General features: G+C 67.3%; 27 protein-coding genes and 1 pseudogene. 14 read left to right on the top strand and 14 right to left on the bottom strand.

What is annotated here, in order from left to right:
- The first annotated feature begins 87 nt into the window (after positions 1-87).
- Both QJS31_RS02890 and nagB read left to right on the top strand, forming a co-directional pair.
- Positions 88-1254 (top strand): N-acetylglucosamine-6-phosphate deacetylase, encoded by a 1167-nt coding sequence (locus QJS31_RS02890; protein ID WP_282785816.1) that lies wholly within the window; start codon positions 88-90, stop codon positions 1252-1254.
- The gene (nagB, locus tag QJS31_RS02885) at positions 1242-2024 is read left to right on the top strand and encodes a glucosamine-6-phosphate deaminase (protein ID WP_282785815.1); all 783 of its coding nucleotides are present in this window, start codon (positions 1242-1244) and stop codon (positions 2022-2024) included. Before QJS31_RS02890 ends, nagB begins: the two co-directional genes overlap by 13 nt.
- A 4-nt stretch (positions 2025-2028) precedes the next feature.
- Here nagB and mraY read toward each other — a convergent pair whose 3' ends face one another.
- Entirely contained in the window at positions 2029-3099 is a 1071-nt protein-coding gene (gene mraY / locus QJS31_RS02880; RefSeq protein WP_282785814.1) for a phospho-N-acetylmuramoyl-pentapeptide-transferase, read from the bottom strand.
- Between the two features lie 297 nt (positions 3100-3396).
- Between mraY and QJS31_RS02875 the strand changes: the two genes are divergently transcribed.
- Positions 3397-4245, top strand: coding sequence for a PHB depolymerase family esterase (locus QJS31_RS02875; RefSeq protein WP_282785813.1), 849 nt, complete (start codon positions 3397-3399; stop codon positions 4243-4245).
- 131 nt (positions 4246-4376) lie between these two features.
- On the opposite strand, the gene QJS31_RS02870 is transcribed toward QJS31_RS02875, so the two are convergent.
- A complete protein-coding gene (locus QJS31_RS02870; RefSeq protein WP_143981434.1) occupies positions 4377-4619 on the bottom strand; it encodes a CsbD family protein in 243 nt (80 codons plus the stop codon).
- Positions 4620-4732: 113 nt separating this feature from the next.
- Between QJS31_RS02870 and QJS31_RS02865 the strand changes: the two are divergent.
- Positions 4733-5251, top strand: a pseudogene (locus tag QJS31_RS02865) (DNA alkylation repair protein); the annotation flags it as partial.
- A gap of 88 nt (positions 5252-5339) precedes the next feature.
- Here the strand turns inward: QJS31_RS02865 and QJS31_RS02860 are convergent.
- Complete coding sequence (locus tag QJS31_RS02860; RefSeq protein WP_282783425.1) at positions 5340-6815, bottom strand: MFS transporter; 1476 nt, start codon at positions 6813-6815, stop codon at positions 5340-5342.
- Between the two features lie 88 nt (positions 6816-6903).
- A complete protein-coding gene (locus QJS31_RS02855) occupies positions 6904-8010 on the bottom strand; it encodes an FAD-dependent monooxygenase (protein ID WP_282783427.1) in 1107 nt (368 codons plus the stop codon).
- 127 nt (positions 8011-8137) lie between these two features.
- Here QJS31_RS02855 and QJS31_RS02850 point away from each other — a divergent pair, with 127 nt between their 5' ends.
- The 3 genes from QJS31_RS02850 (at position 8138) to QJS31_RS02840 (ending at position 9510) form a co-directional block, all read left to right on the top strand.
- Positions 8138-8743, top strand: coding sequence for a TetR/AcrR family transcriptional regulator (locus QJS31_RS02850; RefSeq protein WP_282783429.1), 606 nt, complete (start codon positions 8138-8140; stop codon positions 8741-8743).
- Positions 8744-8805: 62 nt separating this feature from the next.
- Positions 8806-9174, top strand: a complete 369-nt coding sequence (locus tag QJS31_RS02845) for a hypothetical protein (protein ID WP_221937991.1) — start codon at positions 8806-8808, stop codon at positions 9172-9174.
- Between the two features lie 9 nt (positions 9175-9183).
- Positions 9184-9510 (top strand): hypothetical protein, encoded by a 327-nt coding sequence (locus QJS31_RS02840; protein ID WP_282783431.1) that lies wholly within the window; start codon positions 9184-9186, stop codon positions 9508-9510.
- On the opposite strand, the gene QJS31_RS02835 is transcribed toward QJS31_RS02840, so the two are convergent.
- The gene (locus QJS31_RS02835) at positions 9507-9716 is read right to left on the bottom strand and encodes a hypothetical protein (RefSeq protein ID WP_282783433.1); all 210 of its coding nucleotides are present in this window, start codon (positions 9714-9716) and stop codon (positions 9507-9509) included. The two genes, QJS31_RS02840 and QJS31_RS02835, sit on opposite strands and share 4 nt — an antisense overlap.
- Positions 9717-9900: 184 nt before the next feature.
- Between QJS31_RS02835 and QJS31_RS02830 the strand changes: the two genes are divergently transcribed.
- Together QJS31_RS02830 and QJS31_RS02825 are read left to right on the top strand one after the other, a co-directional pair.
- Positions 9901-10509 (top strand): DUF4126 domain-containing protein, encoded by a 609-nt coding sequence (locus QJS31_RS02830; protein ID WP_282783435.1) that lies wholly within the window; start codon positions 9901-9903, stop codon positions 10507-10509.
- Between the two features lie 52 nt (positions 10510-10561).
- Entirely contained in the window at positions 10562-11215 is a 654-nt protein-coding gene (locus QJS31_RS02825) for an alpha/beta fold hydrolase (protein ID WP_282783437.1), read from the top strand.
- Between the two features lie 31 nt (positions 11216-11246).
- Here QJS31_RS02825 and QJS31_RS02820 read toward each other — a convergent pair whose 3' ends face one another.
- The 3 genes from QJS31_RS02820 to QJS31_RS02810 form a co-directional block, all read right to left on the bottom strand.
- Entirely contained in the window at positions 11247-12014 is a 768-nt protein-coding gene (locus QJS31_RS02820) for a MerR family transcriptional regulator (RefSeq protein ID WP_282783439.1), read from the bottom strand.
- Positions 12015-12191: 177 nt separating this feature from the next.
- The gene (locus QJS31_RS02815; protein WP_282783441.1) at positions 12192-13349 is read right to left on the bottom strand and encodes a hypothetical protein; all 1158 of its coding nucleotides are present in this window, start codon (positions 13347-13349) and stop codon (positions 12192-12194) included.
- On the bottom strand, positions 13349-14281 hold the full coding sequence (locus QJS31_RS02810) for a metal-dependent hydrolase (RefSeq protein ID WP_282783442.1): 933 nt from the start codon (positions 14279-14281) through the stop codon (positions 13349-13351). Before QJS31_RS02810 ends, QJS31_RS02815 begins: the two co-directional genes overlap by 1 nt.
- A gap of 158 nt (positions 14282-14439) precedes the next feature.
- Here QJS31_RS02810 and QJS31_RS02805 point away from each other — a divergent pair, with 158 nt between their 5' ends.
- The 4 genes from QJS31_RS02805 (at position 14440) to QJS31_RS02790 (ending at position 17988) form a co-directional block, all read left to right on the top strand.
- Complete coding sequence (locus QJS31_RS02805) at positions 14440-15063, top strand: TetR/AcrR family transcriptional regulator (RefSeq protein WP_282783444.1); 624 nt, start codon at positions 14440-14442, stop codon at positions 15061-15063.
- 528 nt (positions 15064-15591) lie between these two features.
- Complete coding sequence (locus tag QJS31_RS02800) at positions 15592-16512, top strand: alpha/beta hydrolase (RefSeq protein WP_306355875.1); 921 nt, start codon at positions 15592-15594, stop codon at positions 16510-16512.
- Between the two features lie 84 nt (positions 16513-16596).
- Positions 16597-17145: a hypothetical protein gene (locus tag QJS31_RS02795; protein ID WP_282785749.1), complete on the top strand. Its 549-nt coding sequence runs from the start codon at positions 16597-16599 to the stop codon at positions 17143-17145.
- Between the two features lie 285 nt (positions 17146-17430).
- Positions 17431-17988, top strand: coding sequence for a putative immunity protein (locus tag QJS31_RS02790; RefSeq protein WP_282785750.1), 558 nt, complete (start codon positions 17431-17433; stop codon positions 17986-17988).
- Between the two features lie 3 nt (positions 17989-17991).
- Here the strand turns inward: QJS31_RS02790 and QJS31_RS02785 are convergent, their stop codons facing one another.
- From QJS31_RS02785 to QJS31_RS02765, 5 genes are all read right to left on the bottom strand, one after another.
- A complete protein-coding gene (locus tag QJS31_RS02785) occupies positions 17992-18312 on the bottom strand; it encodes a hypothetical protein (RefSeq protein WP_282785751.1) in 321 nt (106 codons plus the stop codon).
- Positions 18309-19481 carry a hypothetical protein gene (locus QJS31_RS02780; RefSeq protein ID WP_282785752.1) on the bottom strand — a complete coding sequence of 391 codons (1173 nt, stop codon included), beginning with the start codon at positions 19479-19481 and terminating at the stop codon, positions 18309-18311. Before QJS31_RS02780 ends, QJS31_RS02785 begins: the two co-directional genes overlap by 4 nt.
- 202 nt (positions 19482-19683) lie before the next feature.
- Positions 19684-20211: a DUF1990 family protein gene (locus QJS31_RS02775; RefSeq protein ID WP_282785753.1), complete on the bottom strand. Its 528-nt coding sequence runs from the start codon at positions 20209-20211 to the stop codon at positions 19684-19686.
- Positions 20212-20613: 402 nt separating this feature from the next.
- Positions 20614-21678, bottom strand: a complete 1065-nt coding sequence (locus QJS31_RS02770) for an HNH endonuclease signature motif containing protein (protein ID WP_306355874.1) — start codon at positions 21676-21678, stop codon at positions 20614-20616.
- On the bottom strand, positions 21665-22408 hold the full coding sequence (locus tag QJS31_RS02765) for a DUF222 domain-containing protein (protein ID WP_306355873.1): 744 nt from the start codon (positions 22406-22408) through the stop codon (positions 21665-21667). Before QJS31_RS02765 ends, QJS31_RS02770 begins: the two co-directional genes overlap by 14 nt.
- 176 nt (positions 22409-22584) lie before the next feature.
- Between QJS31_RS02765 and QJS31_RS02760 the strand changes: the two genes are divergently transcribed.
- On the top strand, positions 22585-23157 hold the full coding sequence (locus QJS31_RS02760) for a GNAT family N-acetyltransferase (RefSeq protein WP_282778187.1): 573 nt from the start codon (positions 22585-22587) through the stop codon (positions 23155-23157).
- Between the two features lie 130 nt (positions 23158-23287).
- Here QJS31_RS02760 and QJS31_RS02755 read toward each other — a convergent pair whose 3' ends face one another.
- Positions 23288-23734, bottom strand: coding sequence for a hypothetical protein (locus QJS31_RS02755; RefSeq protein ID WP_282778185.1), 447 nt, complete (start codon positions 23732-23734; stop codon positions 23288-23290).
- Positions 23735-23874 lie beyond the last annotated feature (140 nt).

The raw sequence follows: 23874 nt of genomic DNA, 5'->3' as shown, positions 1-23874 counted from the left end.
TCTCCGTGCGGCGTGCGGTCGCCGGACGGCGCCCGGCCGCTGTCGCGTACTTGCCCATTGCACCGGATCGGTACGGGGGCGGGCGGGTTGAGGACGACACTGCGCGGGCGGGTCGTCACCCTCACCGAGGCGGGCGAACTCGCCGACGGCGTGGTGTCGTTCGACGGTCCGCTCCTCGACTACGTCGGCCCGGCGGCCGAATTCGACGGTGAGCTGCCCACACTCGCGGGTGAGCCGCCGATCGTGCTGCCGGGTCTCATCGATGTGCACTGCCACGGCGGCGGCGGATTCGGTTTCCCGGAAACGGATTTCGACGGCATCGTGAACGCCGTCGGCTTCCACCGCGGCCGCGGCACGACGACGCTGGTCGCCTCCCTGGTCTCGGCCACCGAGGCCGAACTGCTGGAGCGGATCGACCTGCTCGGCAAGGCCGTCGATGCCGGACTGCTCGCGGGCATTCACCTCGAGGGGCCGTTCATCAGCGAACACCGCTGCGGTGCACACGATCCGGCGCGCATCGTGCCCGGTGACCCGGCCATGCTGCGGCGGCTGCTGCGGCACGGCGACGGGCGCATCGTCTCGGTCACCGTCGCCCCGGAGACCGCGCACTTCGACGAACTCGCGGATCTGCTGAACGAGGCGGGCGTGCTGCTGTCGCTCGGGCACACCGTGGCCGACTATGAGCGCTCGGTGCGGGCCATGCGCCGCGGTGACCGGGTGTCCATCACCCATCTGTTCAACGCCATGCCCGCACTGGCACACCGCGACGCCAATTTCCTGACGGCGGCGATGGCGGCGGCCGGGCGCGGTGACGTGGTGGCCGAACTCATCGCCGATGGTGTGCATCTGGCCGACGGGACCGTGCGCATGGTGTTCGACACCCTCGGCGCGGACAATCTCGCGCTCATCACCGACGCCATGGCGGCGGCCGGAATGCCGGACGGTCGCTACCACCTCGGCATTCTGGACGTGATCGTGGCGGACGGGGTGTCGCGGCTCTACGACCCGCACGGGCCGGGCACCATCGCGGGCGGCACCGCCTGCGCCTCGGATGTGCTGCGGCGCACCGTCTTCCACGCCGGTGTGGATCTCACCAGCGCCGCCACCGCCGCCTGCGCCACCCCGGCCCGCCTGCTCGGCATCGACGATCGCGTCGGCGCGCTGCGCGCGGGTATGCGCGCCGACGTGCTCGTCACCGATAGCCAACTGACCCCTGTGACCGTGTACAAGGACGGACTGCCATGGAACTCGTGATCACCGACAACGCGACCGACGCCGGTGTGCTCGCCGGCCGCATCATGGCCGACCATGTGCGGCGCGGTGCGCGCGCCATCGGTCTGGCCACCGGCTCCTCGCCGCTCGGCGCCTATCAGGAGCTCATTCGCCAGCATCGGGAGGAGGGCCTGAGTTTCGCCGGGGTGCAGGCGTTTCTGCTCGACGAGTACATCGGGCTGCCCGCCGGGCACCCGCAGTCCTACGCTCAGTTCATTCGGGACGAGTTCACCGCGCAGGTGGATTTCGCGGACGCCGATGTGCACAGCCCCGACGGCCGTGCCGACGACATTCCGGCCGCCGCGGCCGATTACGAGCGCATGATCGCGCTGAGCGGACCGGTTTCGGTGCAGATTCTCGGTATCGGCGCGAACGGGCACCTGGGGTTCAACGAGCCCGGCTCCTCGCTGCGCTCCCGCACCCGCGTGAAGACGCTGACGCCGAAGACCCGCGAGGACAACGCTCGGTTCTTCGATGGTGACCTGTCGCAGGTGCCCACCCATGTGCTCACCCAGGGGCTCGGAACCATCAGTGACGCTGACCATCTCGTCATGATCGCCACCGGCGAGGGTAAGGCCGATGCCGTGGCCGCCGCCGTGGAGGGTCCGGTGTCGGCCTTCTGCCCGGCCTCCATCCTCCAGATGCACCCGCACGTCACGGTCATCGTCGACCCGGCCGCGGCCGTCAACCTGAAGGCCGTGGACTACTACCGGTTCGCCGTGGAGAACAAGCCGTCGTGGCAGCGCTTCTGACCGTTCACGCCGTCAGGTATTCGGCGTAGAACAGCATCAGTCCGATGGCGGCGGATATGCCGCCCAGCAACCAGAATCGGATGATGACGGTGGTCTCGGCCCATCCGGCGAGTTCGAAGTGGTGGTGGAACGGAGCCATCTTGAACAGGCGTTGGCGGGTCGTCTTGAACACGACGATCTGTAGCAGCACCGACAGGATCTCCACGAAGAACAGCGCGCCGACGACGACCATGAGCAGTTCGGTGCGGGTGGTGACGGCGAGTCCGGCGAGCAGGCCGCCCAGTGTCATGGAGCCGGTGTCGCCCATGAATATCTTGGCGGGGGCGGCATTCCACCACAGGAAGCCGATACAGGCGGCGGCTCCGGCGGCGCACACCAGCGCCAGGTCCAGCGGGTCGCGCACGTGGTAGCAGCCCGCGCTGGGGCGCGGCGTGCACGCGTTCGAGTACTGCCAGAACGTGATCAGCATGTACGCGCCCAGCGCCCAACTCATCGCGCCCGCCGCCAACCCGTCCAGGCCGTCGGTGAAGTTCACGGCATTGGACCAGGCCACCACGAGAAAACAGACCCAGACCAGGAAGAAGACGGTGCCCAGGGTGATGATCGACGTATCGCGCACATAGGACAGCGCCCGGCTGCCCGGCGTCAACCCGGTGCTGTTCGGAAATCGCAGTACCAGCACCCCGAAGATGATCGCGGCGGTGAGCTGACCGATGTACTTCCCGGTCGCCGTCAAGCCCAGGTTCCGCCGCTGCCGCAACTTGATGTAGTCGTCGAGGAAGCCCACCACGCCGAGGGCGGTGGCCAATCCGAGCACCAGCAGCGCCGAGGCCGAAACGCCTTCGGCCCCATACCCGATGCCGATCAGATGGGATCCCAGATATCCCGTCCACATCCCGACCAGAATGGCGATTCCGCCCATGGTCGGCGTGCCCCGCTTCTGCTGATGGCTGGCCGGACCCTCGACCCGGATCTCCTGCCCCCAGTGCCGCCGCGAGAAGACCTTGATCAACACCGGTGTCAGCGAGATCGACACCACCAGCGCGATCAACGCCGCCACGAGAATCTGCCGCACAACGCCCCCACTTCACCGAATTCGTCCGGCCCGACTTGCTGTTCCGGCGCGACACACCAAGCTCAGATGCTAGTCAACATGACCCGATTCCGCTGCCCTCGGACACGGTCCGGAAACACCCGCCGCGGACCGGTGGGCGGCCCGTCCGAGCCGCGTACCGCTGCGGCAAGACCGCAGTTCTGCGGGCATCCGTCATCGCGGAGCCCGCCACGAAGGCTACGGCAATCTGGGTAGGGTGCGCTTCGCAATTTCGTTCGCACACAAGGAGTTTCTGTAGCGATCTCTGTTTCCCAGCGTGTGGCCGCCGTGATCGGCGCGTGCTGCACGGCATTATCGCTCGTGGTTTCCACCGCGGGTGCCGCCGATGCCGACGAAGAACTGTACGAGGATCCCGACGGGCTGGCCGTCGCGTGTTCCACGACGCCGACCACCAAACGGGTCGACTTCGGCGGAAGGTACTACCGCGTCCATGTTCCGGCCGGAATCCCCAGCGGCGGGGCGCCGTTGGTGGTCGCACTGCACGGCGGCCGGGGCACGCCCGAGAGTATGGAAGGTGGATCGGGCTGGAACGCGGTCGCCGATCGGACCAAATCCATTGTCGTCTATCCACGCGGTAGCAAACCGGAGGGATCGGGGTGGGGCTGGGAAGCCGGTGACAACCCCGTGGACCTCAACCATATCCGTAGTGTGGTCGCGAACGTGCGCGCGCAGTGGTGTGTGAACCCGAAACGCATCCACCTGTTGGGCCACTCCAACGGAGGGCAGATGGCATCCCGGGTCGGATGCGTGGATTCGACCTTCTACGCCTCCGGGGCTGTATACGCTCCCGCGCCCCCTCCGGCGGGCTGCGACCCGGCTCGCGCGATCTCCTGGGCGGTCTTCGCGTCCGCCAACGACACCACGGTGCCCGAGCCCATCGCCTACAGCCATGTCATGTACTGGAGCTGGGAGAACCGCCCGTGTCAGAACGAGCGCCCCGACGGTGGTACGGATGTGAAGGATTCCAAGCGCTGGGACTGCGCCTCCGGCACGCAGGTGGTGTGGCGGGTGTACAACGGCGGTAGCCATTCGTGGCCGACCGGCGCCCGCCGCACCGAGATCCAGAACCGGATGTGGCAGCTGTTCCAGGCGTACCCGCGCCCATAGCGGAGCCGATACGACCCGGTCGCTGTCGAACCCGGATTCCGCCGCTTCGGATACGGCCCAGCACACCGGCAGAAGCGATCGGTGGGCGGCCCGTTCGAGCCGCCCACCGATTCGCGATACCTGTTCGCGAACTACTTGTCCTGATATCCGGACTCACGCGCCTTCGCGACCTCGGCCTCGGCACGAGCCTTCTCCGCGGCCGCCTCCTTGGTGGCCACCTCCCGCTGCGCCTCGGCCTTGTCCTGCTGGGCACGGCCTTCACCCTTGAGGTCCTCATCCCCGGTGATCACACCCGCGACCTCCTTGGCCTTACCCTTGGCGTCCTCGATGACGCCCTCGATACCCTGGCGCGCGCTTTCTTCCTTGTCGGACATGAGTACCTCCCGTAGTCGTTTGGGCTCACTGCTGCCGACATACCCGGCACCGTCCGACTGAATCCGGCCAGGTCGCTGTCATGACGAGAGTCACATTCATGGCAGGCTGAGCTCTGGCACGACAGCTCTGGGAGACCGACGACACGGCGGCGAAGCTGCTGGCAACGCTGATCTGTGGGCCCAAGGCGTTCGATCGTGGCGAGCTCGACCGCATCCTGCGTACGGCACGCATTCCCAAGGCACACGACTGGCTGGTGAACTACGTGGTGCGGAAGGGATCCCACGCCGAGGATCTCCGCACCGCCTGGATGGCAGACCCCGATCCGGTGGTGGCGAGCGCCGGCTGGGCGCTGACCACCGAGCGCGTAGCGAAGCGACCCGACGGCCTCGACCTCCCCGGCCTGCTCGACGCCATCGAGTCGGAGATGAAGGCCGCCCCGGACCGTCTGCAATGGGCGATGAACCACTGCTTGGCGCAGATCGGCATCGAACACGTCACCCACCGCGCCCGCGCCCTCGACATCGGCGAACGCCTCGGGGTCCTCGAGGACTACCCGACCCCACCCGGCTGCACCTCGCCCTACGCACCCACCTGGATCACCGAAATGGTCCGTCGACAGCAGGGCGGATAGGGGGCTCGTCCCCGCGACCAGGAGTTCGAGCGAGTCGCGACACTCGTGGGCGCCGGTCTACATGCCCAGGAGGCGTGGCGTGGAGGACTCATCGACGTCGGCGAACGACCGGACGCATCGTCGCACCGGATGCGGCGGCTGTCCGGTTGCGTACCAATATGATCGCGGGCACGGCGGCGAGGAGGAAGAGCGCTCCCGCCATCGCGATGTAGAGGTACACGCCGGTCGACGTGCTCACCGGTGCGCCGTCGGCGAAGGTTCCGGGTATCCGCGTCGCTTTGAGTATTTCGCCCCCGGCGACGTTGACGATGACCGAGCCGAGGGCGAGCACGACCGAGACCAGACCGGCGATGGTGCCCTGCCGTTCGGGAGCTTCGAGACCGGTCGCGAGGTTGTATCCGGACGCCCCGATCGCACCGGCCGCCATTCCGACCAGGGCGCCGCAGGCGATGGCCAGCGGCAGTGTCGATACCCCCGCCAGCATCGCGAAGCTCGCCACGACGCCGACCGCGATGCCGCCGAGCAGGGGTACCGCGGGACCGAACCGTCCCGCGATCCATCCGGCGCACACGCCGCCGACCACAATCCCGAGATTGGGCGCCGCGAGCAGCACCGCGATCGCCTCGCCGTCACCCAGCCCGTACCCGAGCCCCAGTTCGGGCGGCACCTGGGCGACGATGCTCGTCAGTTGCAGCATGCTCCGGAAGGAGCCCGCCGCCAGCACCAGCGCCAGCAGCGTCAACAGGATCGGGCGACGCAGCGCCCGGATATCGATGACGGGTTCGTCCATCCGCAGCGCGCCGAGTGCCCAACCGGCAAGCGCGGTGACACCGGCCGTCACCAGCACGAGCATCTCCCCGGATCCCCACCCGAGATTCCTGCCGAGACTGATGTAGGCGAGCACCGCACCCAGGCCGCCGCCGAGCAGGAGTGCACCGCCGACGTCGATACGACCGTGGCCGAGAACAGGCGACTCCGGAATGAATGCCCGTACGCAGAGCGCGGCCGCCGCCGCGAGCAGCGCCGCCGCCACGAACACGCTGCGATAGCCGAACAGATCGATGATCGGTTTCATCAGGAACGGTTCGACGATGCCGACCACCGACGACCCGGACGTGACCAGCCCGACCACCGCCATCGCCACTGTGGGCGTGGCGATCTGGCGAGTGAGCGCGACCGTGAGGAAGACCGCGGCGAAGGCGGCGCCCTGAAAGAAGCGGCCCACCAGGAAGATCCAGAGGCTCGGGGCGAGCAGGCAGACCAGCGCCCCGGCGCAGGCGAGCAGCAGGGTGCCGATGAGGATCCGGCGCTTGCCGAAGATATCGGAGCTCTTCGCGAGCAATGGTGACCAGATGGCTCCGGCCAGCATCGCGCTCGCATTGAGCCAGGCTGCCTGGTCGGTGTCGAAATGGTCCAGCAGTTGGGGCAGGACCATCATGGGCGAGCCGATGACGACATCGGCCAGGACATTGGCGAGGGTGAGGACGGCCGCCCAGAGGACGAGCCGACTGCTCCAGCGGTACTCCCGGACGATGGGGGAGTGTTCTTCCAGCCTGTGTGTCACTGTGCATTCTCTTCAGCGCGTAGGGATTTCGGCGCGAGGTGCGAAGGTCCGGCCGCGCCGGTGTGGCGGATGATGGTGGCGCACGGCTTCAGCGCACGGTGTCAGGCGATCGCAGTGCGGCGTTGCGGGTGGCGATGTCGGCCCAGGTGCGCGGCACGATGCGGTCGAGACCGCCGATGGCACGGCCCTGTGCGAAAGTCACGTAGGGGCGTTGCCGGGCCTCGTATTCCGCGAACGTCTCGGCTCGGGCACCGTGCCGCTCGAGTGCCTCGGCGAGGAAACGGGCGCCGGTGAGTGCGAGCGAGGTGCCCCGCCCGGACAGGTAGGCGGGGCAGTAGCCCGCGTCGCCGACCAGGACGACTCGACCGCGGTGCCAGGAGGGAAGCCGAATCTGGCGCGCCGCGGTGAAGTAGAAGTCGGGATCGGCGCGGGCCGCGTCGAGGAGTTCCGGAATACGCCACGATCGGTAGCCCGCGAACGCGTCGACGAGTATCCGCTTCTGCGCGTCCAGGTTCCGGTGGTCGTAATCGATGGCCGCCGAACGGAACTGGAAGTTGGCGACGGTTTTGCCGCCGAACCGAAAGATGCCCGCCATCCGATCGGGGAGGTTGTAGATCGAGTTGATGTCCGGCACAACCGTGTCGGGGAGTTCGGCCAGGGCGAAATAGACCCCTAGGTGTCGTGCGTAACGCTCCTCGGGACCGAACAACAGTCCGCGTACCGCGGAATGTTCTCCGTCGGCCCCGATCACCAGGTCGTACCGATCGGCGCGGCCCGAGCTGAATCGCACGTCGACGCCGGTGTCGTCGCCGGTCAGAGCCGCGATCGAGTCGGCGAAGCGGACCACCGTGGAATCCGGAAGCGCCTCGGCGAGGATGCGCACGAGGTCCGCGCGGAGGAGTTCGATGTCGTCGTCGGAATCGCCGACCTCCGCCAATGGGATTCGGGCCACCGGCTCGCCCGCACTGTCGACGAACTGGGTGAGTTCGGACATCCGGACGCGGTGCCGACGGATCCGCGGGAGCAGTCCCATCCCGTCCACGGCCGCGATCGCGTCACCCCGGATATCGATGGGGGTGCCGGCGAGCCGCAGCTGGCGGGCGTATTCGACAACGGTCACCGCGTGGCCACGGCGGCCGAGTTCGAGGGCGGAGGCGAGTCCGGCGATACCGGCTCCGGAGATGAGGACCTGCACGCGTGTGCTCCCAGCTAGCGAATAAAAGCAACTATCTGTTGCTTTTGTGGAGCATACTGGTGGCTGGTTTGCGCCGCAACGTCGCGGCTGACGAGAATCGGCACCCGGAGCAGGAGGTGAGCACGCAATGACCGACGGGACCGCGGATCGGCCGCCCGCACGGCGACCCGGCGGCCGCAACGCACGGGTGCGCGCCCAGATCCTTGCCGCGACCGCCGAACTCGTCGCACGGGACGGCATCGCGGGCTTCCGCTACGAGGAGGTCGCCGAACTCGCCGGCGTGAACAAGACCAGCGTCTACCGCAACTGGCCCGACCGCGAAGAACTGGTGGTCGAAGCGGTGCTCCGCTACGCCGAGGATCTCGCGTCGGTCGCCGACACCGGCGACATCCACCGAGACCTGGTGGACTATCTGCTGGCACTCGCCGCTGCCCTGGACACGCCGTTCGGTCGCACTCTCGCCCACACCATTCAGCCCGCCCGTCACCACCACACCGTCCAGATGCTGACCAAGGTGCTCGACCAGCGCGTCGCCGCCCTGCGGCGACGGGTCGACACCGCCGTCGCCCGCGGTGAACTCCCCCCGATCGACAGCGCCTTCCTCGGCGAGATGATCTCGGGCCCCGTCCATCTCATCGTCGACCGTGGCATACGCCCGTTCACCCGCACGGACGCCGAACGCATCGTCGGCGTCGTGCTCGCCGGTCTCCGAACCACGGCCCCGCCCAGCTGACTCCTCAGCGGCGGCAACGGAATTCACTCGCTCCGATGCGATCGCGAATCTACGCTGCTCTCATGTGCATCTACCCGAACCGGACACATCTGGTGTGCCTGCGCTGCCGGGTGTCCTTCAAATACCCGACCAAGCACGGCCCCGTCCCGTGCCCGCACTGCCGGGCGGATCTCATCGACGCGGGCCCGCACCTCGCGGTACCCAGAAAGCTGGACAAGGCCGGTTGGCGCACCCTGACAGCAGTTCTCGACTCCGGCCTCACCTTCCACGGCGGCTGCTGCGGCACCGGCCCCGGCTACCGCCCACGCACACCCCGCGAGGTACGCGAACGGATACTCCTCGCCGAACGCACGGGCATGCCGCTCGCTGAGGCCCTGGCCACGGCCGATCCGACAGTCATCGCGGGATCGCGGCTCGATGTGCGGGTGTAGCAGTTCGTGATGCGGCGCAGCCCCCAGGAGAAGAAGGCCCTCAGCTACGCCAAGGACCGGCGAAACGACTACGGAGAGAACGACAAAAGCTCCCGGAAGAACATTCCGCGCAATAAGCGAGTCCCCAACCGCGCGGACCGACATCGCGAGCGGCAGGTGATGGCTTCGGCGCTCGGCCCGGTCTCGGTGGACGCCGCTGAGCGGGCCGAAGTCGAACTTCGCGGTAAGCGGTCGAAGTGGTTGAACATGCGATGGCGCAAGCATCGGGACGCCCCTTTGGGGGAGGTCGTCATGCGCACCCTGGCGCGCAGGGTCGAACAGCAGATGAACCGCTAAGCCAATTCGACTTCCTCGAAGCTCACGGTCAGCCCATGCCGCCGTTCACGCAACACATTGCCCGCACGCCGCGCCATCCCCTCACCGAAGTCGATATGCAGCTTGGCATTCCGTGCGTCCACCTCCCGCACCACCGTGCAGATCCCACTGAACGGACCTTCCGGAAACCACACGACATCACCCGGTGCGTATTCGCTGAATCCCACGGAGCCACAGTAATTCACGGCGTCGACATGTGCGCTCTGCCGACCCGATGGGGATCCGATGTCCGAGCTGTCGAGCCGGTTCATGCTCTCCGTGAGCGGGGCATGGCCGGAACCGGCGGGACACCCGCAGTGTCTCGCCGGGCAAATATCGGCCCCTGTCGGTCGGTGGCGGCAGACTTGTGGCATGGAGATCACAGCGGCCGTCGCGGCGGTGCTCGGTGCGTTCGGGCTGTCGGGGGCGGCGGGGCTGAACGCGTGGTTGCCCCTGTTGGCCGTGGGTGTCGCCGATCGGATGGGGTGGATCGATCTGGGCAGCTCGTACGGGTGGTTGTCCTCGACGCCCGTGCTGATCGGGATCGCGGTGGTGTTCGTTCTCGATCTCGTCGGCGACAAGATTCCGGCGATCGATTCGGTGGTGCACGGTATCGGGGTGCTCGTGGCTCCGGCGTCCGGGGCGATCCTCTTCGCCGCCGAGACCAGCCTGTCCTCGAACCTGCCGCCCGCGGTCGCCGCCGTGCTCGGCGCGATCACCGCGGGCAGTGTGCACGCCGGTCGTACGGCGGCGCGACCGTTCGTCACGGGGACGACCGCGGGTGTGGGCAATCCGGTCGTCTCCACCGCCGAGGACGGCACTTCGCTGGCGCTCACCATTCTGGCGTTGGCCGTCCCGGTCGTGGCGTTCATCGCGGTGGTGCTGCTGATCGGTCTGGGCTGGCTGGCCGTGCGGGCCGGTCGGTGGCTTCGCCGGGGGCGCAGGAGGGAGCGGCCCGGGCCGGGTGGAGAGCGGCGATGATGCCGCTCTCCCGGTAGTCTGCGATGGCGAGGCGGCGGAAGAGGATGGACCTGTGAGCACATTCGTTCTGGTGCACGGGGCCGGGGACGGCGGTTGGAGTTGGCATCTGGTGGCGGCGGAATTGCGACGCCGCGGGCATGATGTCGTCGCTCCCGATCTCCCGGCCGACGACGATGCGGTGGGGTTGGATCGGTACACCGAGGTCGTGGTGGAGGCGGTCGGCGATCGCACGGACCTGGTGGTGGTCGGTCATTCCTTCGGGGCGTTCACCGCGCCCCTCGCGGCCGCCCGACTCTCGGCAGATCTGCTGATCCTGGTCGCGGGGATGGTCCCGAAGCCGGGGGAGCGGCCGGACGAATGGTGGGATGCCACCGGTTACCGATCCAGCACGGAGTACGTCGACGACGACGCGATCTACTACCACGACGTACCCCACGAACTAGCCGCCGAGGCGCGCCGCCGCGAACGCAACCACCCCTCCACCGCGGCCGGTGCGACACCCTGGCCCCTGCCGAACTGGCCGGATATCCCCACGAAGTTCGTCCTGTGCACCGAAGACCGTTTGTTCCCAGCCGATTTCCAGCGCCGCGTGGTAGCCGACAGACTGGCCATCACCCCGGACGAACTCACGGCAGGCCACTACGCCGCCCTGGCCCGCCCCACCGAACTGGCCGACCTGCTCGACAGCTACCTCCCGGCGAGGTAACAGGGGGTCGGCGAGGCCGGCCGACGCGAACCTAGCCGAGCCGCGTCTCGGCGAAAGCGAGCATCGCGTCGTGGTAGTACCGGGCGAGCCCCGCCGCGATCCGGTCGAAGTGCGCACTGTAGGCCGGGTCGAGATAGGACCGGGCCAGTGTCCGGAGGGTGTCGGCGTTCGGGCTCCAGTTTGTTTCGACGAGCCGATAGGCGGCGTCGATCTCGGCCTGTACCGCAGGTGCGTCGACCGGCGTGCCGGATGCCATGAACTCAGCCATGCGTACCATCGCGGCAGTGGTTTCCCGCTGCATCCGCTCGGTTTCCTCGGCGGACAACGAATCGGCCCACTGCTTCGACCGCTCCCACGCGGTTTCCTGGTCGGGCCAGCGTTCCAGAACCTCGGCGTCGTAGCGGCTCGGGTCCAGACCTTCGAAAAGGTTCTCCGGCCTGTTGATTTCGACCATGTCGGATGATCCTTCCTGCGCTTCGAGTTCGGCGATGGTGCGAGCGACCGTATGCGCCACCCGCGCCAGCCGATCGCGTTCGCGTAGCAGTCGCGCATGGTGGTCTCGCAGTGTCCGTACCCGGTCGGTCTGCCCGTCGAGAATCGCGGCGATATCGCTCAGCCCGAGATCCAGCTCCCGCAGGATGAGGATCTGCTGGAGTCGCAGCAGTTGCGGCTGCTCGTAGTAGCGGTAGCCGTTGCCGCGAATGCCCGCGGGCGCGAGCAGCCCGATATCGTCGTAATGGCGCAGCATTCGCGTCGTTACTCCCGACATGCGCGCTACCTCCGCGATCGACCAGGCCACGCCTCGCACCTCCAGAGAACTCCACCGGTATCTCCGGTACTCGGACGCTAAACGTTCACACAGCGTCAACGTCAAAGCCTGTGTTCCTGGAATGGGCTGCCGAGCTACCGGCAGCCCTTATCGCCGGCGACACGGAAGGATCGGTGACCGGTGTCCGGTGTCCCGGTCGCGGCCGCGCTAACTCGCCTCGGTGGCGATGGGTTCGGCCTCTTCCGGTCGATCGTCGCGTGAGTCAACTTGCGGCACGGTGAAAATGGCGACGGCGGCCGCGATGGCGATCACGAAGCAGGCGATCGTGTACCAGAGGTTGCCGATGGGGTCGCCGTTGGCGGTGAGACCGTCCTCCGCGGCGAGGAAGTCGGGGAGGGCGGTGATCCAGAGCAGCGCCATGACGGCCAGATAGATCACGGCATACCACTGCACGAAGCGGTTTCGGTAGCCGGGTGGGGTGGCGGTGCCGTTGCGCAGCGCGAACCACTGTCGGGCCAGTAGTGCCACCGCCACCACCGACAGCACGAAAAGCTCTGCGGCGTAGAGGAATCCGCGCACAGTGTCGCTGCCCATGCCGAAGATCGTCGCGGGCAGCGGCAGGACGAAGGTGCCGACCGACGCCAGCAGGCCGATAACCACTGTGCGCCAGACCAATTGCGGGCCGCTGAAGTGCTTCCCGGAGTCGACGTGGCGGCCGACGAAGTAGTGCACGCACAGTGCCAGCGACATCGGCCACAGCGCCGCGAAGACGACCACACTGGGCAGCGGCACCGAATCGAACATCGGCTGGTTGATCGGATTGTCGACCGCCCACTCCCACCAGCGCAGCTGCGGGCCGATCTGATCGAAGATCTCGTAGTAGGCATGGTGGACGAATCCCACGCAGGCCGCGCCGAGGAAAACCCCGTAGCGCCGGAAAACGCCCAGCATTCTGACGGTTTCGTAGGCGAGCGTGGCCATCAGCGGATAGATCGCGATGATGTAGAGCGGCAGCCGCCCCCACAGGAATTCCACCGTGAACAGGTTGTGCGCGAACATGGTATCGACGTGTTCGGCGATGCCGAAGGCCGACGGGAAGTACAGCGGCGGTTCGATGATGAACAGGTAGGCGGTCGCACCGAACCAGAGCGCCAGGTTGGTGGGGTCACCGTGCCTGCGTAGCCGGACGATCGCGTACACGAGCGCGAGTACCGAGCCGAGCACGACGGTCAGCTCGAGCACCGGCAGCGTCCAGTTCTCCAGTGCGGCGGGATTGCGGAATTCGACCAGCCCGCCGGTCTCGTCGCAGGAGAAGCCCATGCGCGCGGCGAGATCGGCGAAGGTGGGCGTGCACAGGTCTGCCATCAGTTCGCCTCCGAAGCGGTCAGCGCGTCGGCGGTGTACCAGCGGGTGCAGTCGTACCCGGCGTCGTAGCGCTCGAACCAGCGGTCGGCCAGCTCGGGCAGCTTCTCGTGTGCCGGATCATGTTTGGGCAGCTGGCTGCGGACCACACCGGCGAGGGCGGTGAGCTGCTCCCGCCGCGACAGCCCGTCGAAGGCGCGCGGCATCGGACCCTTGGTCAGGTACGGCGCGAAGTACTCCAGCACCCGCTGCTTGGCGCGGTGCCGGGCGAACATGGACAGCGAGTCGACCTGCCGGTCGGCCAGCGGGACGTGCTGGTTGAATCCGGCGCACGCGATCCGGATCACCTTCATCACATGCGCGAAGATCGACGGCGCCATCCGCATCCGATAGAGCTCGTCGCCGACGAGGGCGTTGAACAGGATCAGCGCGGAGCTGCGATGTTCGACCTCCTCCACGAAATGCCAGATGAACAGCGAGGCGACCCGGTCGTCACCCGGCCGGAACAGTGTGTCCTCGTTGTCGAGCATGAGCTTGAACACCGGCGTGAAGGTCGCCTCCAGGTCGGCGGTGTAGGCCAGTCGGTAGTTGTGCGAGGTGGCCTCGGTGAGCAGATCGAATTCGCCGATCACCGCGTCGAGGGTGTTCTGCAGCCCGGGATACCGCTTGATGAGCGCCTTGACGTGCTGCCGGTGCGCGGTCGAGTGGTGGCCTTCCTGTCGCATGAACGCGTTGGCCTCGGCGGCCACTTCCGGATCGGTGAGTACCGGCTTGAGCTGCATGATCAGCTTCACGATCATCTTCTCGAAGCCGACGGCCAGGAACGAGACCGCGTTGGACATGCTCGACCAGGCCGGGTTCTGCGGATTCCACAGGAAGGGGACGTCGGCGTCTTCGAAGCCGAAATCCATTTTTCGGGGTTGCACATGGGTCACAGGGCGTACCTCGCCTCGGGAAATGGGTCGATCGGGTGTCGCGCCCGGGTGGCGCGATGCGACAAACATACAATTACTCGTCTAACTGTATGATCACTTTGTCGGAATCCGCTACACCTGCGCGGATGTGGTGTGCCCGCTGTGATACTGTCCGCCCGGTGGCGCGTAGACGCGGATGGGGCGGGAGTCCGCCCGCGAATGACCAAGAGGCGCATAGTCGTATCGTCGCCACCGCGGTCGAATTGATCGGGGAGACCGGCGCGGCGATCACCATCGCCGATGTCGCGGAGGCGCTCGGCGTCATCCGGCAGACCGTGTACCGGTACTTTCCCAGCGCCGACGCATTGATGACGGCGGCGGCCATCGCTTCGGTCGACAGTTTTCTGGACCGGTTGACCGCGCACGTCGCCGGGCTCGTCGATCCCGTCGAAGCCATGACCGAGGGCGTTGTCTACACCCTCGCCGAGGTCCGCCGCACCCCGCACCTGGGCATTCTGCTGTCCAACTCCTACTCCAACATCGACCCCGACAGCCTCACCTCCGAACAGGCCAAAGCCTTCGGCATGTCGATGATCCGACGCTTCGACGTGGACTGGGAGAAGTACGGCTACGACGACGCGGCGTTGCTGGAACTGGTCGAGTACGTCCTGCGCACCATGCACTCGTTCTTCGTGTCCCCGGGGAGTCCGCCGCGTACCGAGGGGCAGTTGCGCGCTTACCTGCGCCGGTGGATGGGCTCCGCGATCGCCGCCCAGAGCGAATACGCGCAGCGCGGACTCTGACGCACTGACATCGTGAGACGTGTGCCGCCGTGGAATCGCTCGGCGGGCTCGAGCGGCAAACAGGGCGGAAACCGGGTCGTGTCGGCTGTGCCGGAGTTTGCGGACTGTTCGACTGTCCGCGCGTGAGCACGTATCGTTGTCGGTGTTCCCCCTGGAGTCCTGAAGCGTGGCCGGGGATGTGTCCACGCTGACAGGAGGAGTGTCGTGGTATTCGCAGCAGTGGCATCGGCAAGCGCCGCACGAACTTCCGCAGCCATCGCGGAATCGCTGCTATCACCTGTTTTGCTGGATCACCCGCACATCCTGCTCTGTGAACGCTGGTGGGCGGACTCCGCCGATGCCGATCGCCTGCGCGCCAGGGACGACCGTCGCCGGTATCGGACCTAGCGCATTCAGAGCATGGTCGCTCGCGGTTCCTTCCGGTCATAGCTGTGCCCGGTTGCTTCGGAAGATCAACGGCAAGAGACAATCCGAGTGGTTCGCCGACCCTGGCGTGGGTCGGCGGGAAGCGAAACCACGAGGAGGATCATGAGGTTCGGGCTCGAGACGCTGATCGATGCGGAGCTGACCGCCTATGCGGAGGAGAGTCGACAGCACAATGCCGCCCGGCCCGCCGCCTCCGGCCCAGCCGATTTCGACGAGCTGCGGCAAGCGCGTGACCGGCAGGCTGATTCGCAGACACCGTCGAGTGCTCGTGCGGTCGAGCGACTCGCCGAGGCGGGCGGGCGCAGTGTGCCCGTACGGATCATCGCTCCGCGGGCGACCACGCTTCGTGGTGCCCATCTCGACATCCACGCCGGCGGGTTCTACATGGGTTCGGCGGCCGGGGACGATATGCGCAACGAGCGTTTGGCCGATGCGCTCGGGGCCGTCGTGGTGAGCGTCGATTACCGTCTGGCCCCGGAACATCCGTGGCCGGCAGCTCCCGACGACTGCGAAACCGCCGCCCGCTGGCTCGTCGAGCAAGCCGAAACAGTGTTCGGAACAAGCAATCTGACGCTGGGTGGAGCGTCGGCAGGCGCGAACCTGGCCATGGCGACCCTGCTCCGGCTGCGCGACAGCGGTCTCGTTAACCGCTTCGCCGGTGCCGCACTGCAATTCGGAGCCTACGATCTCAGCGGGCAGACTCCCGGTGGCCGCCTGTACGCCGACGAGTACTTCATCCCGGCATACGTCGGCCACGTCACCGATCGAACCAACCCCGACATCTCACCGCTGTTCGGCGACCTCCGCGACCTGCCGCCGACCCTGCTGGTCGTCGGAGCCTCGGACATCCTGCTCGAAGACAACCTGGCCCTGGCGGCCCGCCTCTGCGCCGCCGGCAACGACCTCGACGTGCGCGTGTACCCCGAATCCGTGCACGGCTTCACATCATCGCCGACGACCATGGCGGCCAAGGCGATCGAGCATGTGGGAGCCTGGCTCACGAAGCGGTTGAGTCAAGACTAGACAGGTGGTGAACGCTCACCATCTCTCCACATCCCCCGGCTAATGTCACTCCCGACGGAAACGCTCGGTAGGGAGGGGGATTCGATGGATGTGGGCCGATCGGTGGTGTCGCGGGCATTCCGGGGTTGGATTCGAGTCAGGCACGTTCGCTACCGGATCGCTGCCTGGCTCGCCCTGTCCGGTGCGCTCGTGTGGGCGCTGATGGCATTCGCTGCCTGGATGCAGTCGCAGGAAGGCAAGTGGCAAGGCGCCGAGTACCTGGCGCTCGGTGATTCGACGATCACCGCGGACAGTCTGCTCACTCTGCTGTCCTGGGCATCTCTCCTCGTCGCGGGACTGTTGGGCAGCGGTTCGGTACTTCTATTGCGTGGCATGGGGACTGGAGTGCCCTTGGTGCTGACCGGCGCCGTGGTGGTGGTTCTCGGGCAGATATTCGCGGCGATACTCGCGGGGATCCCGATCGATGCGTTCCGGTACTCAACGCCACCGCACGTCGTGTTCGCGACGCCGTTGGTGATCTTTCCGCTGATGACGATCCTCTGCATGGCGGAGTACACGTGGTTCGGTGGGATCGAGGCCATACCGCACGCAGGGCGCAAGTCATTACCGCGGTCGACTGAGGAGTGTCGATAGTACCGCGCCGACCGGAGTGGTGGACCGGCGCGGCAGGGATGCGAGAACGCCCGCGGTAGTGGCGAATTCACCGCGGCGTGCCGCCCGGAACATGCACCGACAGCGAACGGGCACTGCTGCTGGAATGGCTGCGGCGAACCGAAGAGAATCGCACCGACACCAGTGCCGAGCGGACCTCGAATCCCCTGTGATGTCCCCGCACCTTCGTTCGAAGGTTCTGTCGTGCTGAGTTCGATTCTTTGCGGAAAAGTCTCCACGGCGTGTTCAACGATACGGTTGAATGCTATGGCTACGACGGACAGCGATCTGATGATCGAACTCACCATGGCCGAGCTTCGCGAGGTCACGGCCTATGCGGTGGCCTGCGCGGAGCGCGTGCAGGCGATCTTCGAGCGGGATCGCCCGGACGATAGACGTCCGCGGATCGTTCTCGACGAGGCGCGTCGTTTCGTCGACGGCGGTCGGCGCACACAGGCGTTGCGCGTGGCCGCTCTCGACGCTCACCGGGCCGCGCGAGACGCCGGGGGGTTGCGTGCCGCGGCCGAGGCGGCGCGCGCGGCCGCCCATGCAGGTGGTGCCGCGTATCTGCACCCGTTGGCGAAGGCGACCCAGGGTGGGCACGTCCTCATGTCGGCCGCCTGCGCAGCTCATGCCTCGGAACTCGACGCCGGTGACGATCACGCCGTCGGTGCCGCCCACGTAGCCGAGGCGGTAGCGCTGGCGGGTCCGACCGTGGTCAGGGTGCTGCGACGGTATCCGCCCGCCCCGAGCGGGCGTGGGCGCGTCGGCGAATTGTGGCGGGAGCTGGACGTGTCGCTGCGGCGGTCGGCGGCGAACGAGTGAGATTCAGTTCGTGGACAGGGCGGGATCGGGTGGCTTCGGGGTGGGATCGGTGGGGATACGGAGCAGCGCGCGCTTCGCCAGGTGCGCGGCGAGGCGGTAGGCCAGGATCGCCGGGACGACGACCAGCAGGACCATGCGCAAGCACACCAGCATGCTGGTGACGGTCGGATAGGCGATGCCGATGCCATCGGGTGAGCCGAATCCGTGTCGTGCCGACAATGCCGCCGCGATCGGATGCAGGGCGAGGTACAGCGCGATCAGGATCAGCGGTATGCGCAGCGGTTTCCATACGGCGCGGAGTCGCGAACTGTCGGGGGCGCTCATGACGCGAGCTCCGGGCCGGAGGTGAGGAAGGCCAGCAGGAGGGCATTGCCGATCGCGCCGCCGGTGGCGAAGCGCAGGCGGGAGCCGCTGCGCAGCGGCAGGCCGAAGAGGTTCGCGGTGCGGTACAGGCGGGTGAAGGTATCGCGGTGGCCGAACGCGCGGGCCGGGGCGAGCGCGAAACCGGTTGCCGAGATGGAGGTTCCGAGGATCAGGGGGCCGCTGTCCATATCGCCTGGACCGTCGTAGCCGTCGCCGTACTCGTCGATTGCACTGAAGCCCAGGACGGTTCGCTCCTGGCGGAACAGCGCCGTTGTCAGTTCCGCGGCGAGTGCTCGGTCCGCGAATCCGGCGAAGTAGGCCGCCAAACCGGTCCCGGATGCGCGCGGGGCGTCATGGGCCCGGCCGTCGACCCCCATGCGCTGAACGATCAGGCCGGTGGCGCGATCGATCTGCACCTCGCGTACCCGCTGCGCCCAATGCGACAGCACCGCGGTGTGGTCGGTACCGGTCGCACGCCCGTGCACCGCGATCGCGGCGGCCACTGCGGCCACGTCGGTGGGGTACGCCTCACCGGGAAACGTATCCAGTAGGCCGGTAGGGGAGGCGAGCAGCCGGCGCGCGAGCGCGGCGACCACCGCGTCGTGTCGGACCGCGAGGTCGGCCGGGAACGCCGGATCGACCACGCGCGCCATACCGAGCGCGAGAGCGGGATAGGACAGGTAGGCGTGCCCGTCCGCGCTGTCGAGCTCGGCCATCCCGTCCCGGCCGTGCCAGGCCGCGGTGAACTCCGCGCGCATCTCGGGCAGCAGACTCTTGGCCGCCGCGCGAGTCACTATGGGCGCGTAGCGTTCCCGCCACTCCGGATACTCCAGACACACCTGTGCCAGCCCCAACGCGGTCATCTGATGAACGAGCAACCCCCACATCTCGGCGAGCCCCGCCAACCCGGCGGCCCGCCCCGCATCGTCATCGGCCTCGAAAGCCACCAGCTCCTCGGCGAGCCCACGCACCCGCCCCACATCCCCGCGATACCACTCGTCGGCATCCCGCCCACACCACCAACTCGGCAGCACGCCCGCGACGGCCACCGCCACCACGAGGCCGACCGCGATCGCGAGTGGACGGTGGAACCTGTTCGGCAGACGCAGGATTGAGATCGGTCTCCCCATGACCCGAACCTACCGTCCGCCCAACGGCAACAGCGTGGCCCCTGAGCGGTCCGCATCGGAGAAGCTCGCCGAACCTTTCGATATACAGGAATGCAGAGCCCGCACAATGCCTCGAGTAGCGAGTCGAGCTCGGCCATCTCGTTGGTCGTGGCCCGGCCCGCCAGTTCGCGTCGACAAGCTGTCAGCCCATCAGCACTCGCAGTCAGTCCATCAGCACTCGCAGATAGCGACGGCGGTAGAAGCGCTGGGCGAGGAGGAGAACGGGGAAGGCCGGTCGCCAGACCCCCGCGGGTGCGGGTCGTGTCAGTGATCGCAGCGTGAGATGAACCGTGCCGTTCGGTCCCCGGTGGACGATGAACGCCTCCTCACCCGATACGGGGTGCCCGGGGAGGGTGCCGTAGGCGAATCCGCGTCGGTCGGGTAGGTCGACTACCTCTACCACCCGCACCGGCTCATGCACCGATGCCGGTCCGAGCCCGACCGAGATCCGGTACTCCGCTCCCTCGGCGACACGATCGGCGGCACTGTCGCACGGGCTGACTCGGAACCCACTGCGCCGCTTGACTCCCCAGCGCAACAGATCCTTGGATACGTCCTCCCAGAACTCGTCGCCGTGTCCGATGGCGACGGTCTTCGCGAACCACCGAAACCCAGCCGGGTGCTCCTGCCAGTGTGGATCGGTGGGGCGGGTCGCTCCAACCGGCTGGTAGGTGACGGCGGTAGTCATCAAGACCTCGCTGAAGAGTGGTTGCGGCCGGGTACAGCGTGGGATGCTGAGCGCTCGCCGCCAACACGGCGTGCCGAACCTTACCGTAGCGCTACATCTTGACGCCTCGCTGGCGCTGGGGCGACGGTTTCCCGGTCGCGCTGGCTGACTGGACTGTCGTCCATTGAGAACGGTCGCGTTGCTGAGTGCCGATGAGTGGCGTACGGGCCAGGCGCGAGAACGAGTTGGTTGAGTTAGGCGAGGTGTTCGCGATTCCGATGGTCGAGCAGACGCCCGGGATGGCTCCGGGACACGCCGGCTCCCCGCAGGACGGGTACTTCGCCGCAGGGGTGTGCGGGGGTTTTCGAAGCAGTTCAGCGGCGGTGCCCCTCGGCGAGGATGCGCCCGGCGTCCAGCACCGCTGCACTATTCGCGCGCGCGGTGGGGTTCCCGAGGGCGATATCCATGACGGGATCCGTCTAGGTGGGCGTCCGGGTGATTGTGCGAGTCGCGGCGCTGACGCGCACGGCCGGAGCGGGACTCGCCAGGATTGCCCTCGCTGGTGTGGCCGGACTCGTATCCGTGGCGAGACCGATCGTGCTGGGGAGCCTCGCTGTGGTGGGACTCCTGCGCGTGGCGGAGATCCTGGCCGTCACAGGACTCTTGGCCGTGGCGGGATTCGCCGGTTAGAGCGGTGCCGTGCCGGGATTCGCTCGTTCGAGCGGTGCTGCGCCGGGATTCGCCTATGCGATCGGTGCTGCGCCGGGATTCGGCTGTGCGGTCGGCCAGTAGCCGGGCGCGGCGGCGGTTCACGCTCACGGCGAGTACCTGTTCGGGGTGATGGAACCGATTCACCCGCGGTCGCCGTCGCGGATCCACCGAGACCGGTGGACAGAACGCCGTCCGCCCCGCATCCACGCCACCAGCCGGGACACGGTGGGTGGCCCACCCGCTCGGATCCTCCGGGTCGGCGGTGATCTGCGCATGATGGGCATCGCACACCAAAGTGAGATTGTCGATATCGGTCGGACCGTGCGCGGCCCACGGGATCAGGTGATGCATCGCGCACATCGTCGCCGGTGCGGAGCAGTCGGGGTGGGTGCAGCCACGGTCGCGGGCGATGGCGGCCAACCGCTGCCACGACGACGCGATCCGCGCACCCTCCCTCAAATACAGGGGCTTGCCTTGAGTTTCGTCGAAGAGCAGCAGCAGCGGGATCGAGCCCTGCGCCATCCGCCACGCTTCCCGCACCGGGATCGTCGTCCCCGACGCCGCCCGCGCCACCCCCGCACCGCGCAGCAGGTCGGTGACCGACATCGTGAGCACGATCGAGACCGGCAGGCCACGATGCGCGCCCAGCCTGTCCGGCCCGCTGGCGGACAGGAACGCTGTCAACGCGTTGTGGCGCCGCTGCGCCGGAGTGCGCACATCACGCCCGACAGCGGCCGCCAACCGGTTCGGGTCGAACCCGTCGGGGTCATGCGTCCCCAACTGGGGGGCTGTCGGGGTCGTCGGGCATGCACATCCCCGGGCGTGCCCATTTCGCGAACACGGTATCGACCATGGCGCGCAGTTCGGGATCGAAACACCCGTGGAACGGGCTCATCCCGTCCAGGCGTTGTTCCCCGAAGGTGGCTGCCCGCAGGCGGGCGCGGTCCTTGGCGGTGGTGAGTGTCCCGTCGGGGTCGAGGTAGCCCAGGATGCGGTCACCGACTTTGCCCACCATCTCCGGGGTGCCGGTGCGGGCGGCGTCGGCGAGGTGTTCCTCGGCGATGGCGCGGTGTTCGGTGTCGACCGTGTCGGGGATGCGGTCCATCACCCGCATCACCGCCCGCGCGTGATCCCCCGCGGCCTGCGCGGCCGCCGTGGCGGGCAGACGGGGTTCGCACGGCTCGCCGTAGGCGCTGGTCATGATTCCCAGTTGCGCGGCGGTCTTCACGCGGGCGACGGCGTCGGCTTTGGCCAGGCGCAGGGTTTCCACCAGGTACCGGTACAACCCCACCGATCCGGTCGTGGTCCACAACTGTCGGTCGTTGATCTCGACCACGTGCCGATGCCCCACCGCCTCCAACCGGCGGCGACACGCTTCCAGTCCTTGCACGCGGGCAGCGAATGCGGTGTCGGTGAATCCGGTCAGGTCCTCGGCCAACAGCGTGTCGATCGCGGTCACCAACATGGCGAGCGCGGGATCACGCTGCTGGATTTCCCCCTCCGAATTCATACAGCCATTCTACCGCCAAATACGTTGCGGCAGAACCATAAAGGAATGTGAATCGAGAATCTTCAGTTAGCCTGTGTCGGATTCATCCCGTTAATTCGTTGATCGCGCACGGCAGCAACGGGAATCGCCAAGCGGTCCCGTAGCGCGTCAGCCTCACCGCTGCAAGGATATTCACCGTGATCTGGCCCGTACATCAATCCGCCGACTGCCTCGAAGACGGTGAAGTCTCGCTGCGACGGTACAACCCCACTTGTGCCTCTGAGCTGTTCGAGGCGTTGAACGATGAGCGCGTGTGGGAGCACATTCCGCGGAGTATGCCCCGCGATTCCGACGAGGTGAACGCGGATATCCTGGCGCGAATGGCCGAGGGGCGATGGATCACGTACGCCATTCGAGCCGCCGGGGTCGTGGTCGGCAGGAGTTCGTTGATCTGGGACCCTTCCGCGCCCGATGGCGTCGAGATCGGGGGAACTCAGCTCAGCCCCGTGGTGTGGGGGACCGGAGTCAATATGCGAGCAAAGCGGATGCTGATCACGGCGGTATTCGACCAGGGGGCAGAGTGGGTAACGTTTCGAACCGACGAAAGAAACGCTCGATCGGCGGCCGCGATCGGCAAGCTCGGAGCGACGGACCTCGGCGTGCACCCGGACACGTTCGTCCGTCGGGATGGCAGCGTGCGGCGTAGCCGATTCTTCCGCCTCGAGCGGCCCGGTTCGCGCCGTCGGTCGACTGCCGAAGGCAGTCGGTGATGCGCCGTGTCGGTTTCGCCCGCGAGGTCGTTCGCGCGTCGTGGGGCGTGAGGTCACGCGCGTCAGGCCACCGGCGTCGCAGCAGTCGGCGACCGGCCGCTGCTCCCTCGGTCCGTTCGGGCGGGCGGGTCTAATCGGCGCGGGCGTAGCGGACGGCGGAAATCACCGCTTCCATGTCGATCTGGAGTTCGGGGTTCTGTTGTTGGACCTCGCGCAGTTCGAGGACCACGTCGTCGATCGAGGTGCGGCGGGCGAGGGTGAGGAGTTCTCGGTGGATGTAGTCGGGGAGGGGGATTCCGGTGGCGTTCGCTCGGCGGGTGAGTACCCGCACGGTTTCCGGGGGGAGGTCGTATTCGTGGCTCAATGCTGTTGTGGTGGCATCGAATTCGGCGGAATCGCTGGGGGGATTGTCCGATTCGAGGAAATCGACGATGGCGTCTACCGGCACGCGGGTTCCGGCGAGGCGGGTCAGCTCCGCGCGGAGGTAGTCGGGGAGGGGCTGGCCGGCCGCTCGAGCTCGTCGGCGCAGGACATTCGCGGCCGGGGCGGGCAGATCGTCGATTGCGAGCGTTGCCATGGGGGATACCGTAGGTGGGATGGGCTGAAGCGACAAAGTTCGGACGTTCGTTGCGGTTTGGGCAAAGCTGGGTGTGCAACCCGGGTTACATGAACAGAGAGCTTCGTTCCGCGATTCGCTCGCCGCTGGGTGCGCTTACC

The organism is Nocardia sp. CC213A (assembly GCF_030766805.1).
GTDB lineage: Bacteria > Actinomycetota > Actinomycetes > Mycobacteriales > Mycobacteriaceae > Nocardia > Nocardia otitidiscaviarum.
The sequence above is the reverse complement of the archived record's forward strand: the minus strand, read 5'-3'. Positions and strand labels throughout refer to the sequence as shown.

Coding starts and splice junctions, on each gene's coding strand:
- QJS31_RS02790 (WP_282785750.1), top strand. CDS start 17,431: ATGGCTACGACGGACAGCGATCTGATGATCGAACTCACCATGGCCGAG.
- QJS31_RS02755 (WP_282778185.1), bottom strand. CDS start 23,734: ATGGCAACGCTCGCAATCGACGATCTGCCCGCCCCGGCCGCGAATGTC.
- QJS31_RS02800 (WP_306355875.1), top strand. CDS start 15,592: ATGAGGTTCGGGCTCGAGACGCTGATCGATGCGGAGCTGACCGCCTAT.
- QJS31_RS02870 (WP_143981434.1), bottom strand. CDS start 4,619: ATGTCCGACAAGGAAGAAAGCGCGCGCCAGGGTATCGAGGGCGTCATC.
- QJS31_RS02840 (WP_282783431.1), top strand. CDS start 9,184: ATGCGGCGCAGCCCCCAGGAGAAGAAGGCCCTCAGCTACGCCAAGGAC.
- QJS31_RS02815 (WP_282783441.1), bottom strand. CDS start 13,349: ATGGCAGACCTGTGCACGCCCACCTTCGCCGATCTCGCCGCGCGCATG.
- QJS31_RS02830 (WP_282783435.1), top strand. CDS start 9,901: ATGGAGATCACAGCGGCCGTCGCGGCGGTGCTCGGTGCGTTCGGGCTG.
- nagB (WP_282785815.1), top strand. CDS start 1,242: ATGGAACTCGTGATCACCGACAACGCGACCGACGCCGGTGTGCTCGCC.
- QJS31_RS02785 (WP_282785751.1), bottom strand. CDS start 18,312: ATGAGCGCCCCCGACAGTTCGCGACTCCGCGCCGTATGGAAACCGCTG.
- QJS31_RS02765 (WP_306355873.1), bottom strand. CDS start 22,408: ATGAATTCGGAGGGGGAAATCCAGCAGCGTGATCCCGCGCTCGCCATG.
- QJS31_RS02850 (WP_282783429.1), top strand. CDS start 8,138: ATGACCGACGGGACCGCGGATCGGCCGCCCGCACGGCGACCCGGCGGC.
- QJS31_RS02780 (WP_282785752.1), bottom strand. CDS start 19,481: ATGGGGAGACCGATCTCAATCCTGCGTCTGCCGAACAGGTTCCACCGT.
- QJS31_RS02795 (WP_282785749.1), top strand. CDS start 16,597: ATGGATGTGGGCCGATCGGTGGTGTCGCGGGCATTCCGGGGTTGGATT.
- QJS31_RS02845 (WP_221937991.1), top strand. CDS start 8,806: ATGTGCATCTACCCGAACCGGACACATCTGGTGTGCCTGCGCTGCCGG.